The organism is Marivita sp., from assembly GCF_020055635.1.
GTDB lineage: Bacteria > Pseudomonadota > Alphaproteobacteria > Rhodobacterales > Rhodobacteraceae > Marivita.
In genome coordinates this window covers 1-15,353 of record NZ_JAIPUT010000047.1, presented here as the reverse complement: position 1 = coordinate 15,353, position 15,353 = coordinate 1, and the positions used below count along the sequence as shown (strand labels likewise).

The 15,353-nt window shown below is 64.5% G+C and carries 13 protein-coding genes; 5 read left to right on the top strand and 8 right to left on the bottom strand.

Annotated elements, in window-relative coordinates; all coding sequences use genetic code 11:
* Positions 1-26: 26 nt before the first annotated feature.
* Positions 27-1,847, bottom strand: a complete 1,821-nt coding sequence (locus LCF60_RS18050; protein ID WP_292293692.1) for an ABC transporter ATP-binding protein — start codon at positions 1,845-1,847, stop codon at positions 27-29.
* A gap of 259 nt (positions 1,848-2,106) precedes the next feature.
* On the opposite strand from LCF60_RS18050, the gene LCF60_RS18045 reads away from it, so the two are divergent.
* The 4 genes from LCF60_RS18045 to LCF60_RS18030 all read left to right on the top strand — a co-directional run bounded on the left by LCF60_RS18045 (position 2,107) and on the right by LCF60_RS18030 (position 7,219).
* Positions 2,107-3,813, top strand: coding sequence for a peptide ABC transporter substrate-binding protein (locus LCF60_RS18045; RefSeq protein WP_292293691.1), 1,707 nt, complete (start codon positions 2,107-2,109; stop codon positions 3,811-3,813).
* A gap of 115 nt (positions 3,814-3,928) precedes the next feature.
* Positions 3,929-4,966: an ABC transporter permease gene (locus tag LCF60_RS18040; protein ID WP_292293689.1), complete on the top strand. Its 1,038-nt coding sequence runs from the start codon at positions 3,929-3,931 to the stop codon at positions 4,964-4,966.
* Positions 4,959-5,939: an ABC transporter permease gene (locus tag LCF60_RS18035; protein ID WP_292293688.1), complete on the top strand. Its 981-nt coding sequence runs from the start codon at positions 4,959-4,961 to the stop codon at positions 5,937-5,939. Before LCF60_RS18040 ends, LCF60_RS18035 begins: the two co-directional genes overlap by 8 nt.
* Positions 5,940-6,166: 227 nt before the next feature.
* Positions 6,167-7,219 carry a YeeE/YedE family protein gene (locus tag LCF60_RS18030; RefSeq protein WP_292293687.1) on the top strand — a complete coding sequence of 351 codons (1,053 nt, stop codon included), beginning with the start codon at positions 6,167-6,169 and terminating at the stop codon, positions 7,217-7,219.
* A 3-nt stretch (positions 7,220-7,222) separates the two neighbouring features.
* Here LCF60_RS18030 and LCF60_RS18025 read toward each other — a convergent pair whose 3' ends face one another.
* The 6 genes from LCF60_RS18025 to scpA all read right to left on the bottom strand — a co-directional run bounded on the left by LCF60_RS18025 (position 7,223) and on the right by scpA (position 12,712).
* Complete coding sequence (locus LCF60_RS18025; protein ID WP_292293685.1) at positions 7,223-7,588, bottom strand: hypothetical protein; 366 nt, start codon at positions 7,586-7,588, stop codon at positions 7,223-7,225.
* A 36-nt stretch (positions 7,589-7,624) separates the two neighbouring features.
* Positions 7,625-8,656 carry an endonuclease/exonuclease/phosphatase family protein gene (locus tag LCF60_RS18020; protein ID WP_292293684.1) on the bottom strand — a complete coding sequence of 344 codons (1,032 nt, stop codon included), beginning with the start codon at positions 8,654-8,656 and terminating at the stop codon, positions 7,625-7,627.
* Between the two features lie 18 nt (positions 8,657-8,674).
* On the bottom strand, positions 8,675-9,358 hold the full coding sequence (locus LCF60_RS18015; RefSeq protein WP_292293682.1) for a molecular chaperone DjiA: 684 nt from the start codon (positions 9,356-9,358) through the stop codon (positions 8,675-8,677).
* A 42-nt stretch (positions 9,359-9,400) separates the two neighbouring features.
* Positions 9,401-9,880, bottom strand: a complete 480-nt coding sequence (locus tag LCF60_RS18010; RefSeq protein ID WP_292293680.1) for a GNAT family N-acetyltransferase — start codon at positions 9,878-9,880, stop codon at positions 9,401-9,403.
* Positions 9,877-10,491, bottom strand: coding sequence for a VOC family protein (locus LCF60_RS18005; protein ID WP_292293679.1), 615 nt, complete (start codon positions 10,489-10,491; stop codon positions 9,877-9,879). The genes LCF60_RS18010 and LCF60_RS18005 overlap by 4 nt, the downstream gene beginning before the upstream one ends.
* 91 nt (positions 10,492-10,582) lie before the next feature.
* The gene (scpA, locus tag LCF60_RS18000) at positions 10,583-12,712 is read right to left on the bottom strand and encodes a methylmalonyl-CoA mutase (RefSeq protein WP_292293678.1); all 2,130 of its coding nucleotides are present in this window, start codon (positions 12,710-12,712) and stop codon (positions 10,583-10,585) included.
* Between the two features lie 195 nt (positions 12,713-12,907).
* Between scpA and LCF60_RS17995 the strand changes: the two genes are divergently transcribed.
* Positions 12,908-13,381 carry a DUF4174 domain-containing protein gene (locus LCF60_RS17995; RefSeq protein WP_292293676.1) on the top strand — a complete coding sequence of 158 codons (474 nt, stop codon included), beginning with the start codon at positions 12,908-12,910 and terminating at the stop codon, positions 13,379-13,381.
* Positions 13,382-13,453: 72 nt separating this feature from the next.
* Here the strand turns inward: LCF60_RS17995 and LCF60_RS17990 are convergent.
* A partial coding sequence (locus LCF60_RS17990) for an acetyl/propionyl/methylcrotonyl-CoA carboxylase subunit alpha (protein WP_292293673.1) occupies positions 13,454-15,353 on the bottom strand: 1,900 nt, incomplete at its 5' end.

Sequence of the window (15,353 nt, the reverse complement as noted above, 5' to 3'; positions counted from 1 at the left end):
GGATCCCGGAACCCCGTTGCGCAAGATCAATAGCCGCTGTCGGTGATCAACACCTTGTGGCCCGGTTCGACCTCGCGGTATTCCGACGGCTGCGGTTCGTAGTCCAGACCATGAATTGGCGACGGGATCGGCTTGAAATTCAAGTCCTTTTCCGATTTGCGCCGCTTCGGATCGGCAATCGGCACCGCCTTCATCAAGGCCTGCGTATAGGGGTGCTGCGGATTTTCGAACACCGCGCGGCGCGGGCCCAGTTCGACGATCCGGCCCAGATACATCACGCCGACATGATGGCTGACCCGTTCGACCACCGCCATGTCGTGACTGATGAACAGATAGGACAGCCCCAGTTCGGCCTGCAATTCCAGCATCAGGTTCAGCACCTGCGCCTGCACCGACACGTCCAGCGCCGAGACCGCCTCGTCCGACACGATCAGTTTCGGGTTCAGCGCCAGCGCACGCGCGATGGCGATCCGTTGCCGCTGACCACCCGAAAGCTCGTGCGGATAACGCTGCATGAAACTGCGCGGCAGTTCGACCCGGTCAAACAGCATCTCCACGCGTGTCTGTATCTCGTCATGCGACCCCATGCCGAAATTGCGCATCGGCTCGGACACCTGGTCGGCCAGCTGCATCTGCGGGTTGAGCGAGGCAAAGGGATCCTGGAACACCATCTGCATGTCGCGCCGCGCCGCGCGCAGGTCCTGCTGGCTCAACGCCATGATGTCCTTGCCATCCAGAAAGATGCTGCCCTCCTGCGGCTCCACCAGCCGAAGGATCGACCGGCCGGCGGTGGATTTGCCGCAGCCCGATTCCCCGACAAGGCTCAGCGTCTGCCCCTTCTTGACCGAGAACGACAAATCCTCGACCGCGTGCACATTGGCGATCGTGCGCCGAAAAAACCCGCCAGTGACCGGAAAGCGCGTGGTCAGATGCTTGACCTCGAGAAGAACTTCCTCGGACCCGGTGATCGGCGGCACCTCGGACCCGTCGCGCCCCAATAGACGCATCGGGCGCGGCAGGTCGGTGCCCGTCATCTCGCCCAGCTTGGGCACCGCCGCCAGAAGCGCCTGCGTGTAGGGATGCTGCGGGTTCTCGAAGATCTCTTCGACCGTGCCCTCCTCGACCTTGTTGCCGCGGAACATCACCACCACGCGGTCGGCCATCTGCGCCACCACCGCCATGTCATGGGTGATGAACATCACCGCCGTGCCGGTTTCCCGCTTGAGCCGGTCGATCAATGCGAGGATCTCAGCCTGGATCGTCACGTCGAGCGCCGTCGTCGGCTCGTCGGCGATCAACAGACGCGGCTCGCAGGCCAGCGCCATGGCGATCACCACGCGCTGCCGCATGCCGCCCGAAAGCTCGTGCGGGTGTTGCTTCAGCCGCCGTTCCGGTTCGGGAATGCGCACCTGTTTCATCAGGTCCAGCGCCCGCGCCTCGGCCTGAGCGCGGCTCATCCCCTTGTGCAGCCGCAGCCCTTCGGTCAGCTGCTTGCCAACGGTGAACACCGGGTTGAGCGCCGTCATCGGCTCCTGGAAGATCATCCCGATCTCGTTGCCGCGGATGGTGCGCATCAGATCCTGATCGGTCTGGGTCAGATCGATCCTGCCCGCGTCCTTGCGATCGAAGATCAGCTGCCCGCCCGCGATGTCGCCGCCACCATATTCGATCAGCCGCATCAGCGACAGCGACGACACCGATTTGCCGGACCCGGATTCGCCGACGACGCAGACCGTCTCGCCGGGATTGATCTCGAACGACACGTCCTCGACGCCCACGACCGTGCCGGACTTGGTCTGGAACTCGACCCTGAGATTTTCGATCTGGGCAATGCTGCCATCGGCCATTGGCGCCGTCCTTCTTGTGACTCTGCCCAAACGCTAACCGCAGTTCGGCCAGAGTCAAACGGTGTATCAACGTCACCCCGGCAATCTGCCCCTCGGGTCTTGCATTTTGCGCAAAAGCTGTTTCGATGCGCAATCAGGGGATTAGACACATGCACCATTCGTGAAGCCTTCTCAGTGCGACAACCGTAACGGCCGAGGCGCGGTGTCTTCCCACTTACAAGAACGACACGGGCAAACTGTGTCCAGCAAGGAGAGACAAATGAAACTCACATCCCTACTTATGGGTGCCGTCGCCGCTGTCGCCATTGCGCCTGCCGCATTTGCAGAGCGCGGCGCGGACGGTGAGGTCAGGATCATCTATTGGCAAGCGCCGTCGATCATGACCCCGTTCCTGTCGGGCGGCACGAAAGACGTCGAAGCGGCGTCGATGGTTCTCGAACCGCTGGCGCGCTACAACGCGTCCGGCGATCTGGTGCCGTGGCTCGTCGACGAGGTTCCGACCGTCGCGAATGGCGGCGTCAGCGAAGACCTGACAACGATCACCTGGAAGATCACGCCGGGCCTGACATGGTCCGACGGCACACCCTTCACCTCTGCCGACGTGGCCTTCACCCACGCGTATTGCACCCATCCCGAAGGCGGCTGCGCGCAGATCACCAAGTTCGAAGGCGTGAGCAGCGTCGAGACCCCAGATGACCTGACCGTCGTGGTCACGTTCGACGGCCCGACCCCGAACCCCTACGGCCCGTTTGTCGGCGGCGAAAGCCCGATCATTCAAGCCGCGCAATTCGCCGACTGCCTGGGCGCCGCGGCCACGACCTGCACCGAACAGAACTTCAATCCGATCGGCACCGGCCCGTTTGTCGTGGACGAATTCAAGCCGAACGACGTGATCACCATGTCGGCCAACCCGAACTACCGCGACCCGGCCAAGCCCGCCTTCGCCTCGGTCACGTTCAAGGGCGGCGGCGATGCCCGCGCGGCCGGTCAGGCCGTGATGGAAACCGGCGAATTCGACTATGCCTGGAACCTGCAACTCGCACCCGACGTGATCGCGGCGATGGAAGCGGGCGGCAAGGGTATTCCGATTGCGGGCTTCGGTCCGCTGCTCGAACGCATCATGATCAACCAGACCGACCCCGACCCAAGCCTGCCCGAGGGTGAACGCTCGACCGCGGCGCATCCGCACCCGTTCCTGCGCGAACCGGCGGTCTACAAGGCGATGTCGATGGCCATCGACCGTCCGTTGCTGGTGGAAATCGGCTATGGTCAGGCCGGCAAGGTCGGCTGTTCCTGGGTTCCGGCCCCCGAGGCCTTCGCCTCGACATTCGAGGGCTGCGAGGTTCAGGACATCGAGGGCGCCAAGGCCCTTCTGGACGAAGCCGGTATCGTCGACACCGATGGCGACGGCGTGCGCGAGCACAACGGTGAACCGCTCTCGATCCTGTACCAGTCCTCGACCAACGCCGTCCGTCAGGATTTCCAGGCGCTGATCAAGGAATGGTGGGAACAGATCGGCTTCGAAGTCGAACTGCGCAACGTCGACAGCTCGGTCTTCTTCGGTGGCGACCCCGGCAGCCCGGACACCTTCCAGAAGTTCTATGCCGACGTGGAAATGTACGCCAACACGTTCAACGGCACCGACCCGCAGACCTACCTGGGCAACGGCCTGTGCGACAAGGCTCCGCGTCCCGAGACCCAGTGGCAGGGTGAAAACATCAGCCGCTTCTGCATGGAGGAATACGACGCCCTGCATGCAGAGCTGACCCAGACCGCCGACATGGCGGAGCGTCAGCGCATCGGTCGTGAACTGAGCGCGATGGCCGTGAACAACGGCAGCATGATCCCGCTGGTGCACCGCGGCCGTCTGTCGGCGCATGCCAACACGCTTGGCGGTGTCGAGCTGAACGTCTGGGACAGTGAATTGTGGAACGTCGCGGACTGGTATCGCATCACGTCCAACTGACACGACCCTTTCAGTGGGGTGCGTGACAGCACGCTCCCCACGGCCCGGTCGGTAGGGTGCGTGCTTGCACGCACCTTGCCTTTTTTCCAAGACAAATGACCCGAGGCGCCACACGATGCTGACCTTCGCCGTCCGACGACTTGTCCTTGCCGTTCCGACGCTTCTGTTCATCAGTTTTGTCATTTTCATGCTGCTCCAGCTCGCCCCGGGTGACCCGATGGCGCAGGTGCCCCTGACCGTCCCGCCCGAGGTCAAGGAAAAGATGCGCCAGGCGCTTGGCGTGGGGGAACCCCCGCTGGTGCAATACTGGAAATGGCTGGTTCAGGTCTTCTGGCTCGAACCCAAGGTGTTCATCGACTGGCTGACCAATTCCAGCACGCTGCTGGGATGGCTGCCCGACACGCAACTTTACCAGAACGAATTGCGGGTGATCTCGTGGCAGACCCGCAGCCCGGTGATGGACATCGTGATCCAGCGCATCCCGCAGACGCTCTGGGTGGTCGGGCTGGCCTATATCGTCGGCATCCTGATCGCGCTGCCCATCGGCATCTATTCGGCCTACCGGCAGTATTCCGTCTTCGACCAGTCCGGCACGTTCATCACGATGATCGGCTTTTCGATCCCGCCCTTCTTCACCGGGCCGCTGCTGATCGTGATCTTCTCGGTGCAACTGGGCTGGTTCCCGTCGATCTATGACACCACGCTTGTGGTCGACAGCTGGGCCAGTCTCAAACTCCAGTTTCAACAGATGATCCTGCCGGTGATGGTGCTGGCGCTTCAGACCACGGCTCAGATCAGCCGCTACATGCGCGCCTCGATGCTCGACAATCTCAACCAGGATTATGTCCGCACCGCCCGCGCCAAGGGGCTCAGCGAAGCGGTGGTGGTGACGGTCCATGTGCTGCGCAACTCGATGATCCCGGTGATCACCGTGATCGCGCTCAACGTGCCGGCGATCTTCGGCGGCGCCATCATCACCGAGAACGTGTTCAAGGTGAACGGCATCGGCCAGCTGCTCATCACCGCGCTGTTCGCGAATGACCTGCCGATGGTGATGACGCTGACCTTCATCTTCGCCGTGCTGATCGTCCTCTTCAACCTGATCGCCGATGTCCTCTATGGCCTTCTCGACCCGAGGATCCGCTATGACTGAACCCGTCCAAGCCTCCCCCGTCCCGATCGAAGCCCTCGCCGACAAGGGTCCGCTGACGCCACCGCGCAGCCAGTGGCGCGATGTCTGGGACCAGTTCCGCAAACACAAGGGCGCGATGTTCGGCGGCGGGTTCCTGCTGTTCATCACGCTGGCCGTGCTCGTCGGCCCGTGGATCTGGCAGGTCGATGCGCAAAAGCTCGACATCCGCAACAAGGACATGCGCCCGATCTGGACCGCACTCTGGGATGGCACGGCCAAGGTTGCCTGGAACCGGCCCTTCGGCACGGACCAGCTTGGCCGCGACCAGCTGGCCCAGATCATCCAGGGCGGTCGCACCTCGATGGCCGTCGGCTGGGCCGCGATGATCCTCAGCCTGATCATCGGCACGACGGTGGGCGTCCTGGCGGGCTTTGTCAAAAAGGCCGACGGGCTGCTGATGCGCCTGACCGACCTGTTCCTGTCGCTGCCGATCCTGCCGCTCCTGCTGGTGGCCGTGACGCTCTTCCGCCAGCCCCTGCGCGCCGCCTTCGGGCCGGAAGGCGGCATGTTCGTCCTGATCGTCGGCATCATCGCGATCACGAGCTGGATGCCCACCGCCCGCATCGTGCGCGGCGACATCCTGGCCCTCAAGGAACGCGAGTTCATCCTCGCCGCGCGCTCCATCGGCACGACGCCCTTCCGCATCGTGCAGCGTCACCTGCTGCCCAACGTGCTGTCGCCGATCATGGTCTCGGCCACGCTGGGCCTTGCCACCGCGATCATCACCGAAAGCGCGCTCAGCTTCCTGGGTGTCGGGTTTCCTTCGGACTTTCCGACTTGGGGCAAGATGCTGGCCGACGCGGTGTCGCGGATGCAGCAATTCCCGGAACGGGTCTACCTGCCGGGCATCGCGATTTCGCTGACGGTGCTGAGCGTGAACTACCTTGGCGACGGTCTGCGCGACGCGCTTGATCCGCGCATCCGGGGCCGCTGAACAGGTCCCGGTCGCCAGGGGTTCCAAATAAGGTCAATCGCCGCCTCCGGATCGCCATGGGCCGAACGCCATGCCGGACAAGGCGGCAAGACAGCGACAGGGTTCTTTCACCCGGCACAGGGCGAGAACCCTGTTCCGCATCCCGGCCCTCACATGGCCTTTCCCACCCTTGCCCGAAGAACAATTTCCCGTCATCTGCCAGTTCACCTGACGGAAAGGAGCGACCCATGTTCGAATCCCTTGGCTTTGAGACCTACACTGCACCGCAAGTTGCGGTCGGTCTTGCACTGATCCTCGGCGCCGCCTTTGGTCTTCTGGCCGAACGCACCGGGTTCTGCTTCCGTCGCGGCCTTGTCGGCGACGACCGCAAACAGGCGATGGGAGTCTGGCTGACCGCCCTCGCCGTGGCGGTTCTTGGCACCCAGGCCGGAGTCCTGTCGGGCCTCATCACCTTCGACGACCACCGTTTCATGGTGTCCGACCTGCCGATCCTCGCCATCGTCCTGGGCGGGCTGATGTTCGGCGCGGGCATGGTGCTGACGCGCGGCTGCGTGTCGCGCCTGACCGTGCTTTCGGCCAGCGGCAACCTGCGCGCGGTCTTTGTGCTGCTGGTCTTTGCGATCACCGCCCACGCCACGCTGAAGGGCGTGCTGGCGCCGGTCCGCACCACGCTTGGCTCTTTCACCGTGCCGCTGGGTGACATCGTGTCCCTGACCGCCCTGCCCGGTGGCGCGCTGGTCTGGTCGCTGTTGATTGCCGCCGCAGCGCTGGCCATCGCCCTGCGATCGGGCAACCGCCTTCCGACACTGATCCTTGCGGCCCTGCTGGGCGCGCTGGTGCCTGCGGGCTGGATCGGCACCGGGTTCGTGCTTTACGACGATTTCGACCCGGTCGCGCTGCAAAGCCTGTCCTTCACCTCGCCCTTCGCCGACACGCTGTTCTGGACGGTGGCCTCCACCTCGATCCCGGCCAATTTCGGCGTCGGCCTGGTGGGTGGCGTTCTGATCGGCGCGCTGCTGTCGTCGCTGGTCTTCGGCAGCTTCCGCTGGCAATCCTTCTCGGCGCCCTCGGAAACCGGGCGCTATGCGGGTGGGGCTGTGCTGATGGGCGTCGGCGGCGTGCTGGCCGGCGGCTGCACCGTCGGCGCAGGGCTGGCCGGTGTGCCGACCCTGTCCGTTGCTGCCCTCCTGGCCATCCTGTCGATCGCCGGCGGCGCGCTGCTCACCAACGCGGTGCTCAGACCGTCGCGCCAGAGCACCTGGGCGCAACCGGCGGAATAAGCCTCAGATATCCACCTCGCCCTCTTCCGGCGGCGGCAGGTCGTCGAGAGGGGGCGCATCCTCCTTCCGCTTGAGCAGGATATCCCCGTTGGGCAGCACGACCGGAGGCTCATAGGCCGACCAGTCCTCGACCTGCGTCATCAGGTCCCGCAGGGCCGGACCCATCTCCTCGGCAAAGCTGCGGATCGCCGGCTCGATATCCTCGGCCAGGCCTTCAAGCTCGCGCAGGGCGGGCTCCATCTCTTCCATGAGCCCGCGGAAGAACAGCTTGGCGCCCTCTTCCATCAGGCTGGTGCCCTCGTCCTCCTGCGCCATCGCGCCAAAGGGAATCAGGGCCAGGGCCAAAGCGGCTGTGGTTCTGTGTTTCATGGCTCCAATATAAGCACAGCCGCACGGGATTTCACCTCAAAGGTCGATATCGAGCGTCACCGGAAAATGATCCGACGCCGTCAGCAACGCCTCGCGCAGCTCGATCGTCTTCCAGCAGACCGGGTCATCGAACGGATGCCAGATGCGCCAGTGCCGCGCCTTGGGCCGCAGGTCGGGTGACACCATCACGTAGTCAAGCAGGGCCTGCAGATACCGCGCGTCCTGCGAGATGTAGAACCGCGCGGTGGTGGGTTGTGGGCCGATCCGGCGCAACAGGGCTTGCGAGGCATGCGGATCGAACAGCACCGCATCGCCCTCGCCCAGGATGATCTCGACCGAGCTGCGCCCGAACAGGTTCTCGTACGCGTCCAGCCCCGGACCATCGTTCAGATCGCCCAGCACGATGACCGGCTCACCGGCCTCAAGATGTTCGTCCACCCGCGCCCGCAGCCAGATCGCCTGCGCCAGTTGCTTGCGGCGGTTGGCGATGGACAGGCGCATCACCTCGTCGCGGGTCGTGGCCCCGTGCGGCGCCTTGGATTTCAGATGCGCGCCGATCAGGCGAATTTCCTGCCCCGTGGCCTTCACCACCATCTCGATCTCCAGCGGTGGCTTGGAGAACACAACCTTGTCCTCGGTCGCATCGATATCCAGGTCGATCCGGAACGTCCCGTCAAAGCGCGGCACGCCGGGAACCTGCGGCGCACCGGCAAGCGGCGACTGGCCCCTGGGATCATGCCGCGCTGTTACGACATCGGGGTCATACATCAGGGCGATTTCCTGCTGGGTGTCGTTGCTGAAGCCGATCACCGCGCGGCGCGCGCGCAGATCGAACGCCGCCGCGAACGCCTCCAGCGCCCGAACCGTGTCGCGCTGGCGGTTGGTGTCGGGGGCTTCGATGACCATCACCACGTCGGCATCCATCGCGGTGAAGACGATCCCCAGCGCCTCGGCCTGCATCGCCCTGGTGATGTCATGCCGCGACGACCAGGACCCATCGACGATCAACTGCCCGGCGTCGTCGAACAGCGTATCGAACCATTCGACATTATAGGTGGCAAGTCTCATCCGGGGGTCAGGACCGCATCAGGCGTGTTCGCGCGCCGCGATCTCCTCCCACGCGCGGTTGATGTCGATGAGCCGACGTTCCGACAGCTTCACCGCCTCCTCGGGAACGCCCCGGGCGATCATCCGGTCAGGATGGCTGTCGCGCACCAATTGCCGCCATGTCGCGCGGATCTCGTTCAGCGGCATGTCCGGCGTGACGCCCAGAACATCGAAGGGATCAGGCTCGGCATCGGGCACGAAGCGCGATTTCAGGCTGCGGAACGATCCGTCGGGCAGCTCGAAAATCTCGGCCACGCGCATCAGGAACGCCTCTTCCTCCGGATGATAGCTGCCATCCGCCATCGCGATGTGAAACAGCCCTTCCATCAGGTCGCACAGGGTTCCCGTGTCCTGACCGAACATGGTGCGGATGCGGCTAGCATATTCCTCGAATCCCGCGACGTCCTGCCGTGCCAGGTTGAACACCTTGGCGGCGCCGGATTCGTCTTCGGGGGGAATGTGGAACACCTCGCGAAAGGCCATCACCTCGTCGCGGGTCACCAGCCCGTCGGCCTTGGCCATCTTCGCCGACAGCGCGATCACCGCGATGGTGAACGCCACGGTCTTTTCCGGCGGCGTTCGCAGCCGGTCGAACACCGCAGCCAGCCCGTCACCCGAGGCGAGGGCCGAAAGGGCATCCGCTATGCGCGTCCAGATCGACATGCGCAAAGCTTATGCCAAAACGGCGATTTTGTCAGTGCGGCATCAGAGCCTTTTCTGCATCAGCACAAGATCGATCCAGCGCCCGAACTTGAAGCCAACCTCGGGCAGCGTGGCGATCTCGGAAAACCCCATCGCGGCGTGAAATGCGCGCCCGTCCAGGTTCTCACCGCTCACCCCGGCGATCAGCGAATGCACCCCTTCGCGGCGCGCCACGGCTTCCAGTTCGGTCATCAGCGCGCGCCCCGCACCTGTGCCCCGCGCCAGAGGGGCCAGCGCGATGGAATGTTCCTTGGTCCAGGCATAGCCCGGCCCGCTGCGGAACGGAAAGTAGCTGGCATAGCCCACCGCGAACCCGCCACGGTCCGCGACCAGGAAGGCAGGCCCCCGCGCCGCGATGTCGTCGCGCACCATGTCCACGCTCTTGCGCTCGGTGGTGAAGGTGATCGTCGTGGTGTCGATCACCTCGTTCACAATCATCGCCACCGCCTCGGCATCCTCGGGACGCGCGGTCCGGATGATCATGCCAGGGCGCGCAGACCGTCGGGCGTCCGAAACGCCGCCGTCAGGCGGCGCTGCGCCCCGGTCTCGAACCCGATGCGCGGATCGTCGAACGCAGGCGCGAGCCGCGCCGCCAGCTCCGCGACATCCGGGCCGGTGATCGTCAGCGCCTCCAGCCGCAGCCCCGACGGGGACAGCGTCAGCCCCGGCGGCGTGTCGCTGTGCCACTGGAGGATCGCCGGAAACTGCCCGCCGAAGGGCAGGCGCCCGTCGCGCGGCACCAGCATGGTCCAGCGCAGGTCGCCCCGGCTCAGATGCACCGGCTCGCCGGCTTCGGGAAAGGCCGCCTGCGCGGCGGCGATGTCGTCACAGCGCAGGATCCACTTGTCGAGCCGCGCCGGTCCCGCGAACTCGTCCAGCCCGAACCAGCGCGGATATCCCGGCGCGGGCTGCGACGGATCGGGCGCGACGGCCTCGAAATAAAGCCCGTCCGCAAGCCCCAGAAGCCGGTTATGCGTGGCGTAATGCGCATGCTGCCCACCCGGTCCAAGCGACCGTCCCAATGCCTCTTCGCTGTGCCGCACGGCGTCTTCGAGCGTTTCGCCGGCAACCGCGATGTGATCCAGTTCGAACATCATCGTGACATCGGAACAGGCGCTGGATTTTCCGTCAACGGAAAATCACGGACGCGTTGACGCGTCCGTTCCCGCCCCCATTCACCCGCTGTCACCCACGCGCCTCGCGGATCAGCCGCAGAATGTCCTGCGCGGCCTCGGGAATGTTGGTGCCGGGTCCGAAGATCGCCTTGACCCCGGCATCGTGAAGGAATTTGTAATCCTGCTGCGGGATCACGCCGCCACAGATCACCAGGATGTCCCCCGCCCCCTGCGCCTTGAGCTCCTTGACCAGTTCCGGCGCCAGCGTCTTGTGACCTGCCGCCTGGCTCGAAATCCCGATCACGTGCACATCATTGTCGATGGCATCCTGCGCTGCCTCGGCGGGAGTCTGGAACAGCGGCCCCACATCGACGTCAAAGCCGATATCGGCAAAGGCGGTCGCGATCACCTTCGCCCCTCGGTCATGGCCGTCCTGCCCCATCTTGACCACCAGCATGCGCGGGCGTCGGCCTTCCTCCTCGGCGAACGCCTCGACCGAGCGCTGGATGGCGGCAAAGCCTTCGTCGCCTTCATAGGCCGCGCCATAGACGCCGGCCAAAGTCTTGACCTCGGCCCGGTGACGGCCGAACACCTTTTCCATCGCCATGCTGATCTCTCCTACCGTGGCGCGGGCGCGGGACGCCTCGACCGCCGCTTCCAACAGGTTGCCGCCTTCGGCCGCGCGTTGCTCCAACTCGGCCAGCGCCGCATCGCAGGCCGCCTGGTCGCGGGTCGCGCGGATTTTCTCGAGCCGTGCAATCTGTGACTTGCGCACCGCCACGTTGTCGACATCCAGAATGTCGATCTGGTCCTCGGTGTCGCGGCGGTACTTGTTGACCCCCACGATCACGTCTTCACCCCGGTCGATCAGCGCCTGCCGCATTGCCGCCGTTTCCTCGATCCGCAGCTTGGGCATGCCAGAGGCGACCGCCTTGGTCATGCCCCCCATCTCGTCGACCTCCTGGATCAGCTTCCAGGCTTCCTCGGCAAGATCATGGGTCAGCTTTTCGACGTAATAGGACCCCGCCAGCGGATCGACCACGTTGGTCACGCCGGTTTCTTCCTGCAGGATCAACTGCGTGTTCCGGGCAATCCGCGCCGAAAACTCGGTCGGCAGCGCGATCGCCTCGTCCAGCGCGTTGGTGTGCAGCGATTGCGTGCCACCCAGCACCGCGCTCATCGCCTCGTAGGCGGTGCGGATGACGTTGTTGTAGGGGTCCTGTTCCGCCAGCGACACACCCGAGGTCTGGCAATGGGTGCGGAGCATCTTGGACCGGTCGTTCTTGGCGCCCAGATCATCCATGATCCGGTACCACAGCATCCGCGCCGCGCGCAGCTTGGCCGCTTCCATGAAGAAGTTCTTGCCGATGGCAAAGAAGAAGGACAGGCGCCCGGCGAACTTGTCCACGTCCATGCCCCGCGCCATCGCGGTCTGCACGTATTCCTTGCCATCCGCCAGCGTGTAGGCCAGCTCCTGCACGAGGTTCGCGCCCGCCTCCTGCATGTGGTAGCCGGAGATCGAGATCGAGTTGAACTGGGGCATCTCGGCGCTGGTGTATTCGATGATGTCCGCGATGATTCGCATCGACGGCTCGGGCGGGTACACATACGTGTTGCGGACCATGAACTCCTTGAGGATGTCGTTCTGGATGGTGCCCGACAGCACCGCCTTGTCGTGCCCCTGCTCTTCGCCGGCGACGATGAAACTGGCGAGGATCGGGATGACCGCGCCGTTCATCGTCATCGACACCGACACCTGATCCAGCGGGATACCGTCGAACAGGATCTTCATGTCCTCGATGCTGTCGATCGCCACACCGGCCTTGCCGACATCGCCCGTGACCCGCTCGTGGTCGCTGTCATAGCCGCGGTGCGTGGCCAGATCGAACGCCACCGACACGCCCTGCTGACCGGCAGCCAGGTTGCGGCGGTAAAACGCGTTCGACTCCTCGGCGGTGGAAAAGCCCGCGTATTGCCGGATCGTCCAGGGACGGCCCGCATACATCGTCGCCTTGACCCCGCGGGTGAACGGCGCTTCGCCGGGGATCGTGCCCAGATGCGGCAGGTCCTTCACGTCGTCCTCGGTATAAAGCGGCTGAACGTCGATCCCTTCGAGCGTCTTCCAGGTCAGCGCCTCGAGCGGCTTGCCCCGCAATTCCGCTTCGGCAAGGGCGCGCCATGTGTCTTTCTTGGCTGTCATTGGTGTGGTCATCCTTTTGTCTTCGCTGACGCGATGTCCGGACCGGACATGGCAACCTGCGGTGAAGGGCTGCAGGGGCGCGGCACGGCGCGTATGATCACCCGCGCGTGACGCGGCTGACCCGCGATAACTTTTTCGCAATTCCAACGGCATCGTGCCTTCGCATTGCAGGACGCACGCCCTATGTTGCGAGGTATGAAAAAGCTTATAATCGTGTTGATGGCCGCCCTGATGCTGAACCTTCCCGACATGGGGCGGGCACAGGACGGTGGCGCCACCGTCGACGATCTGTCGGTGGACATGATCCGGTCCGCCGAAAATGCCACGCTGGAAGAATTCCTCTGGCTCAAGCGGCCGGTGGTGGTCTTCGCGGACAGCCCCGCCGATCCGCGATACGTGCAGCAGATGCAATACCTGACCAGCGAACTGAACGCGCTTGATGTCCGCGACGTCGTCATCATCACCGACACCGATCCGCAGGCCCGGTCGTCCTTCCGCGAAAAGCTGCGGCCGCGCGGCTTCATGCTGGCCATCCTCGACAAGGATGGCGAGGTCAAGCAACGCAAACCGCTGCCCTGGAGCGTGCGCGAAATCAGCCGGGCCATCGACAAGATGCCGACCCGCCAGCAGGAAATCAACGACCGCACCGACGTGTTGCCGCGCGGGTAGATTTCGGCGGCCCCGATGTAACGCCGCCACATCGGGATCCGGTCCGTTATGATCGCGGCGTCGGTCACGGGATCATTCGAACTCCATGATCACGTCATCCACCGCAAGGCTGTCCCCGGCGGCCGCGTTGATCTTCGACACGGTGCCGCTGCGTTCGGCGCGCAGGATGTTCTCCATCTTCATCGCCTCGACGGTGCACAAGGCCTGACCTTCCTGGACCTCGTCGCCCTCGGCCACGTCGACCTTGACGATCAGGCCGGGCATCGGGCAGAGCAGCAGCCTGGAGGTGTCCGGCGGCACTTTCTCGGGCATCTTGCGGGCCAGTTCGGCCTGACGCGGGCTGCGCACATGCACCTTGAGATCCGCGCCACGGGTGCGGATGCGGAACCCGCCCGACACCTTGCCGACCTTCATCACCAGCGGCGTTTCGTCGATGGTCATGCGGGCAAGCTGATCGCCCGGCGTCCAGTCTCCGGCGACCCGCATTTCGGCCCCATCGGCAAACCGCACGGTCGCTCCGGCCCGGTCGGCCGCCAGCGTCACGTCGAAATCCTGCCCCTGAAGCGCGACGTTCCAGTCCTCGCCGACATGGCGCTCGTGGTTGTCGAGCGTGCCGGAAATGCGCGCCCGACGGATCTCGGCGACCCGGTTCATCGCGGCACAGGCGGCAGCCACGCGTTTCAGCGCATCCTCGCCCAGCGTGACACCTTCAAAGCCCTCCGGGTATTCCTCTTCGATGAAGGCCGTGGTCATCTCGCCCGCAATGAACTTGGGATGGTCCATCACCGCCGCCACGAAAGGCAGGTTGTGGCCGATGCCCTCGACCTCGAAACTGTCCAGCGCATTGCGCATGGTCTCGATGGCGGTGGCCCGGTCCGGCCCCCAGGTACACAGCTTGGCGATCATCGGGTCGTAATACATGCTGATCTCGCCGCCTTCGAAGACGCCGGTGTCGTTGCGCACGATACCATCTCCAAGCGCCCCTTCTGCGGGCGGGCGATAGCGCGTCAGACGGCCGATCGACGGCAGGAAACCGCGATACGGGTCTTCGGCGTAAAGCCGGTTCTCGATGGCCCAGCCGTTGATCTTGACGTCGTCCTGGGTGATCGACAGCGGCTCGCCATTGGCGATGCGGATCATCTGTTCCACCAGATCGACGCCGGTGATCAATTCGGTCACCGGGTGTTCCACCTGCAACCGCGTGTTCATTTCAAGAAAATAGAAGTTCTTGTCGCCATCGACGATGAATTCCACCGTGCCCGCGCTGGTGTAGCCCACCGCCTTGGCCAGCGCGACCGACTGTTCGCCCATCGCCTTGCGGGTGGCTTCGTCAAGGAACGGCGACGGCGCCTCTTCAACCACCTTCTGATTGCGGCGCTGGATCGAACATTCGCGCTCGTTCAGGTAAATCCCGTTGCCATGCGCGTCGCACAGCACCTGGATCTCGATATGGCGGGGCTGGGTGACGAATTTCTCGATGAAGATCCGGTCATCGCCGAAAGACGACGCCGCCTCGTTCTTGGACGACTGGAAGCCTTCGCGCGCCTCGTCGTCCGACCACGCGATCCGCATGCCCTTGCCGCCGCCGCCCGCGCTGGCCTTGATCATCACCGGATAGCCGATCTCGTTCGAGATCTTCACCGCTTCGTCCGCGTCCTCGATCAGGCCCATGTAGCCCGGCACGGTCGACACGTCGGCCTCCTGCGCAATCTTCTTCGAGGTGATCTTGTCGCCCATCGCCTCGATCGCCTTGACCGGAGGGCCGACGAACGCCACGCCTTCAGCCTCCAGGGCCTGCGCGAATTTCGGGTTCTCTGACAGGAAGCCGTATCCCGGATGCACCGCCTGCGCCCCGGTCTTGCGGATCGCCTCCATGACCTTGTCGATGACGATATAGGACTGGTTCGCGGGCGGCGGGCCGATATGCACCGCCTCGTCCGCCATTTCGACATGCAGCGCGTGCTTGTCGGCA

Excerpts from the sequence above, each read along its gene's own strand:
- LCF60_RS18050 (WP_292293692.1), bottom strand. The coding sequence starts at position 1,847 with ATGGCCGATGGCAGCATTGCCCAGATCGAAAATCTCAGGGTCGAGTTC.
- LCF60_RS18045 (WP_292293691.1), top strand. The coding sequence starts at position 2,107 with ATGAAACTCACATCCCTACTTATGGGTGCCGTCGCCGCTGTCGCCATT.
- LCF60_RS18040 (WP_292293689.1), top strand. The coding sequence starts at position 3,929 with ATGCTGACCTTCGCCGTCCGACGACTTGTCCTTGCCGTTCCGACGCTT.
- LCF60_RS18035 (WP_292293688.1), top strand. The coding sequence starts at position 4,959 with ATGACTGAACCCGTCCAAGCCTCCCCCGTCCCGATCGAAGCCCTCGCC.
- LCF60_RS18030 (WP_292293687.1), top strand. The coding sequence starts at position 6,167 with ATGTTCGAATCCCTTGGCTTTGAGACCTACACTGCACCGCAAGTTGCG.
- LCF60_RS18025 (WP_292293685.1), bottom strand. The coding sequence starts at position 7,588 with ATGAAACACAGAACCACAGCCGCTTTGGCCCTGGCCCTGATTCCCTTT.
- LCF60_RS18020 (WP_292293684.1), bottom strand. The coding sequence starts at position 8,656 with ATGAGACTTGCCACCTATAATGTCGAATGGTTCGATACGCTGTTCGAC.
- LCF60_RS18015 (WP_292293682.1), bottom strand. The coding sequence starts at position 9,358 with ATGTCGATCTGGACGCGCATAGCGGATGCCCTTTCGGCCCTCGCCTCG.
- LCF60_RS18010 (WP_292293680.1), bottom strand. The coding sequence starts at position 9,880 with ATGATCATCCGGACCGCGCGTCCCGAGGATGCCGAGGCGGTGGCGATG.
- LCF60_RS18005 (WP_292293679.1), bottom strand. The coding sequence starts at position 10,491 with ATGTTCGAACTGGATCACATCGCGGTTGCCGGCGAAACGCTCGAAGAC.
- scpA (WP_292293678.1), bottom strand. The coding sequence starts at position 12,712 with ATGACAGCCAAGAAAGACACATGGCGCGCCCTTGCCGAAGCGGAATTG.
- LCF60_RS17995 (WP_292293676.1), top strand. The coding sequence starts at position 12,908 with ATGAAAAAGCTTATAATCGTGTTGATGGCCGCCCTGATGCTGAACCTT.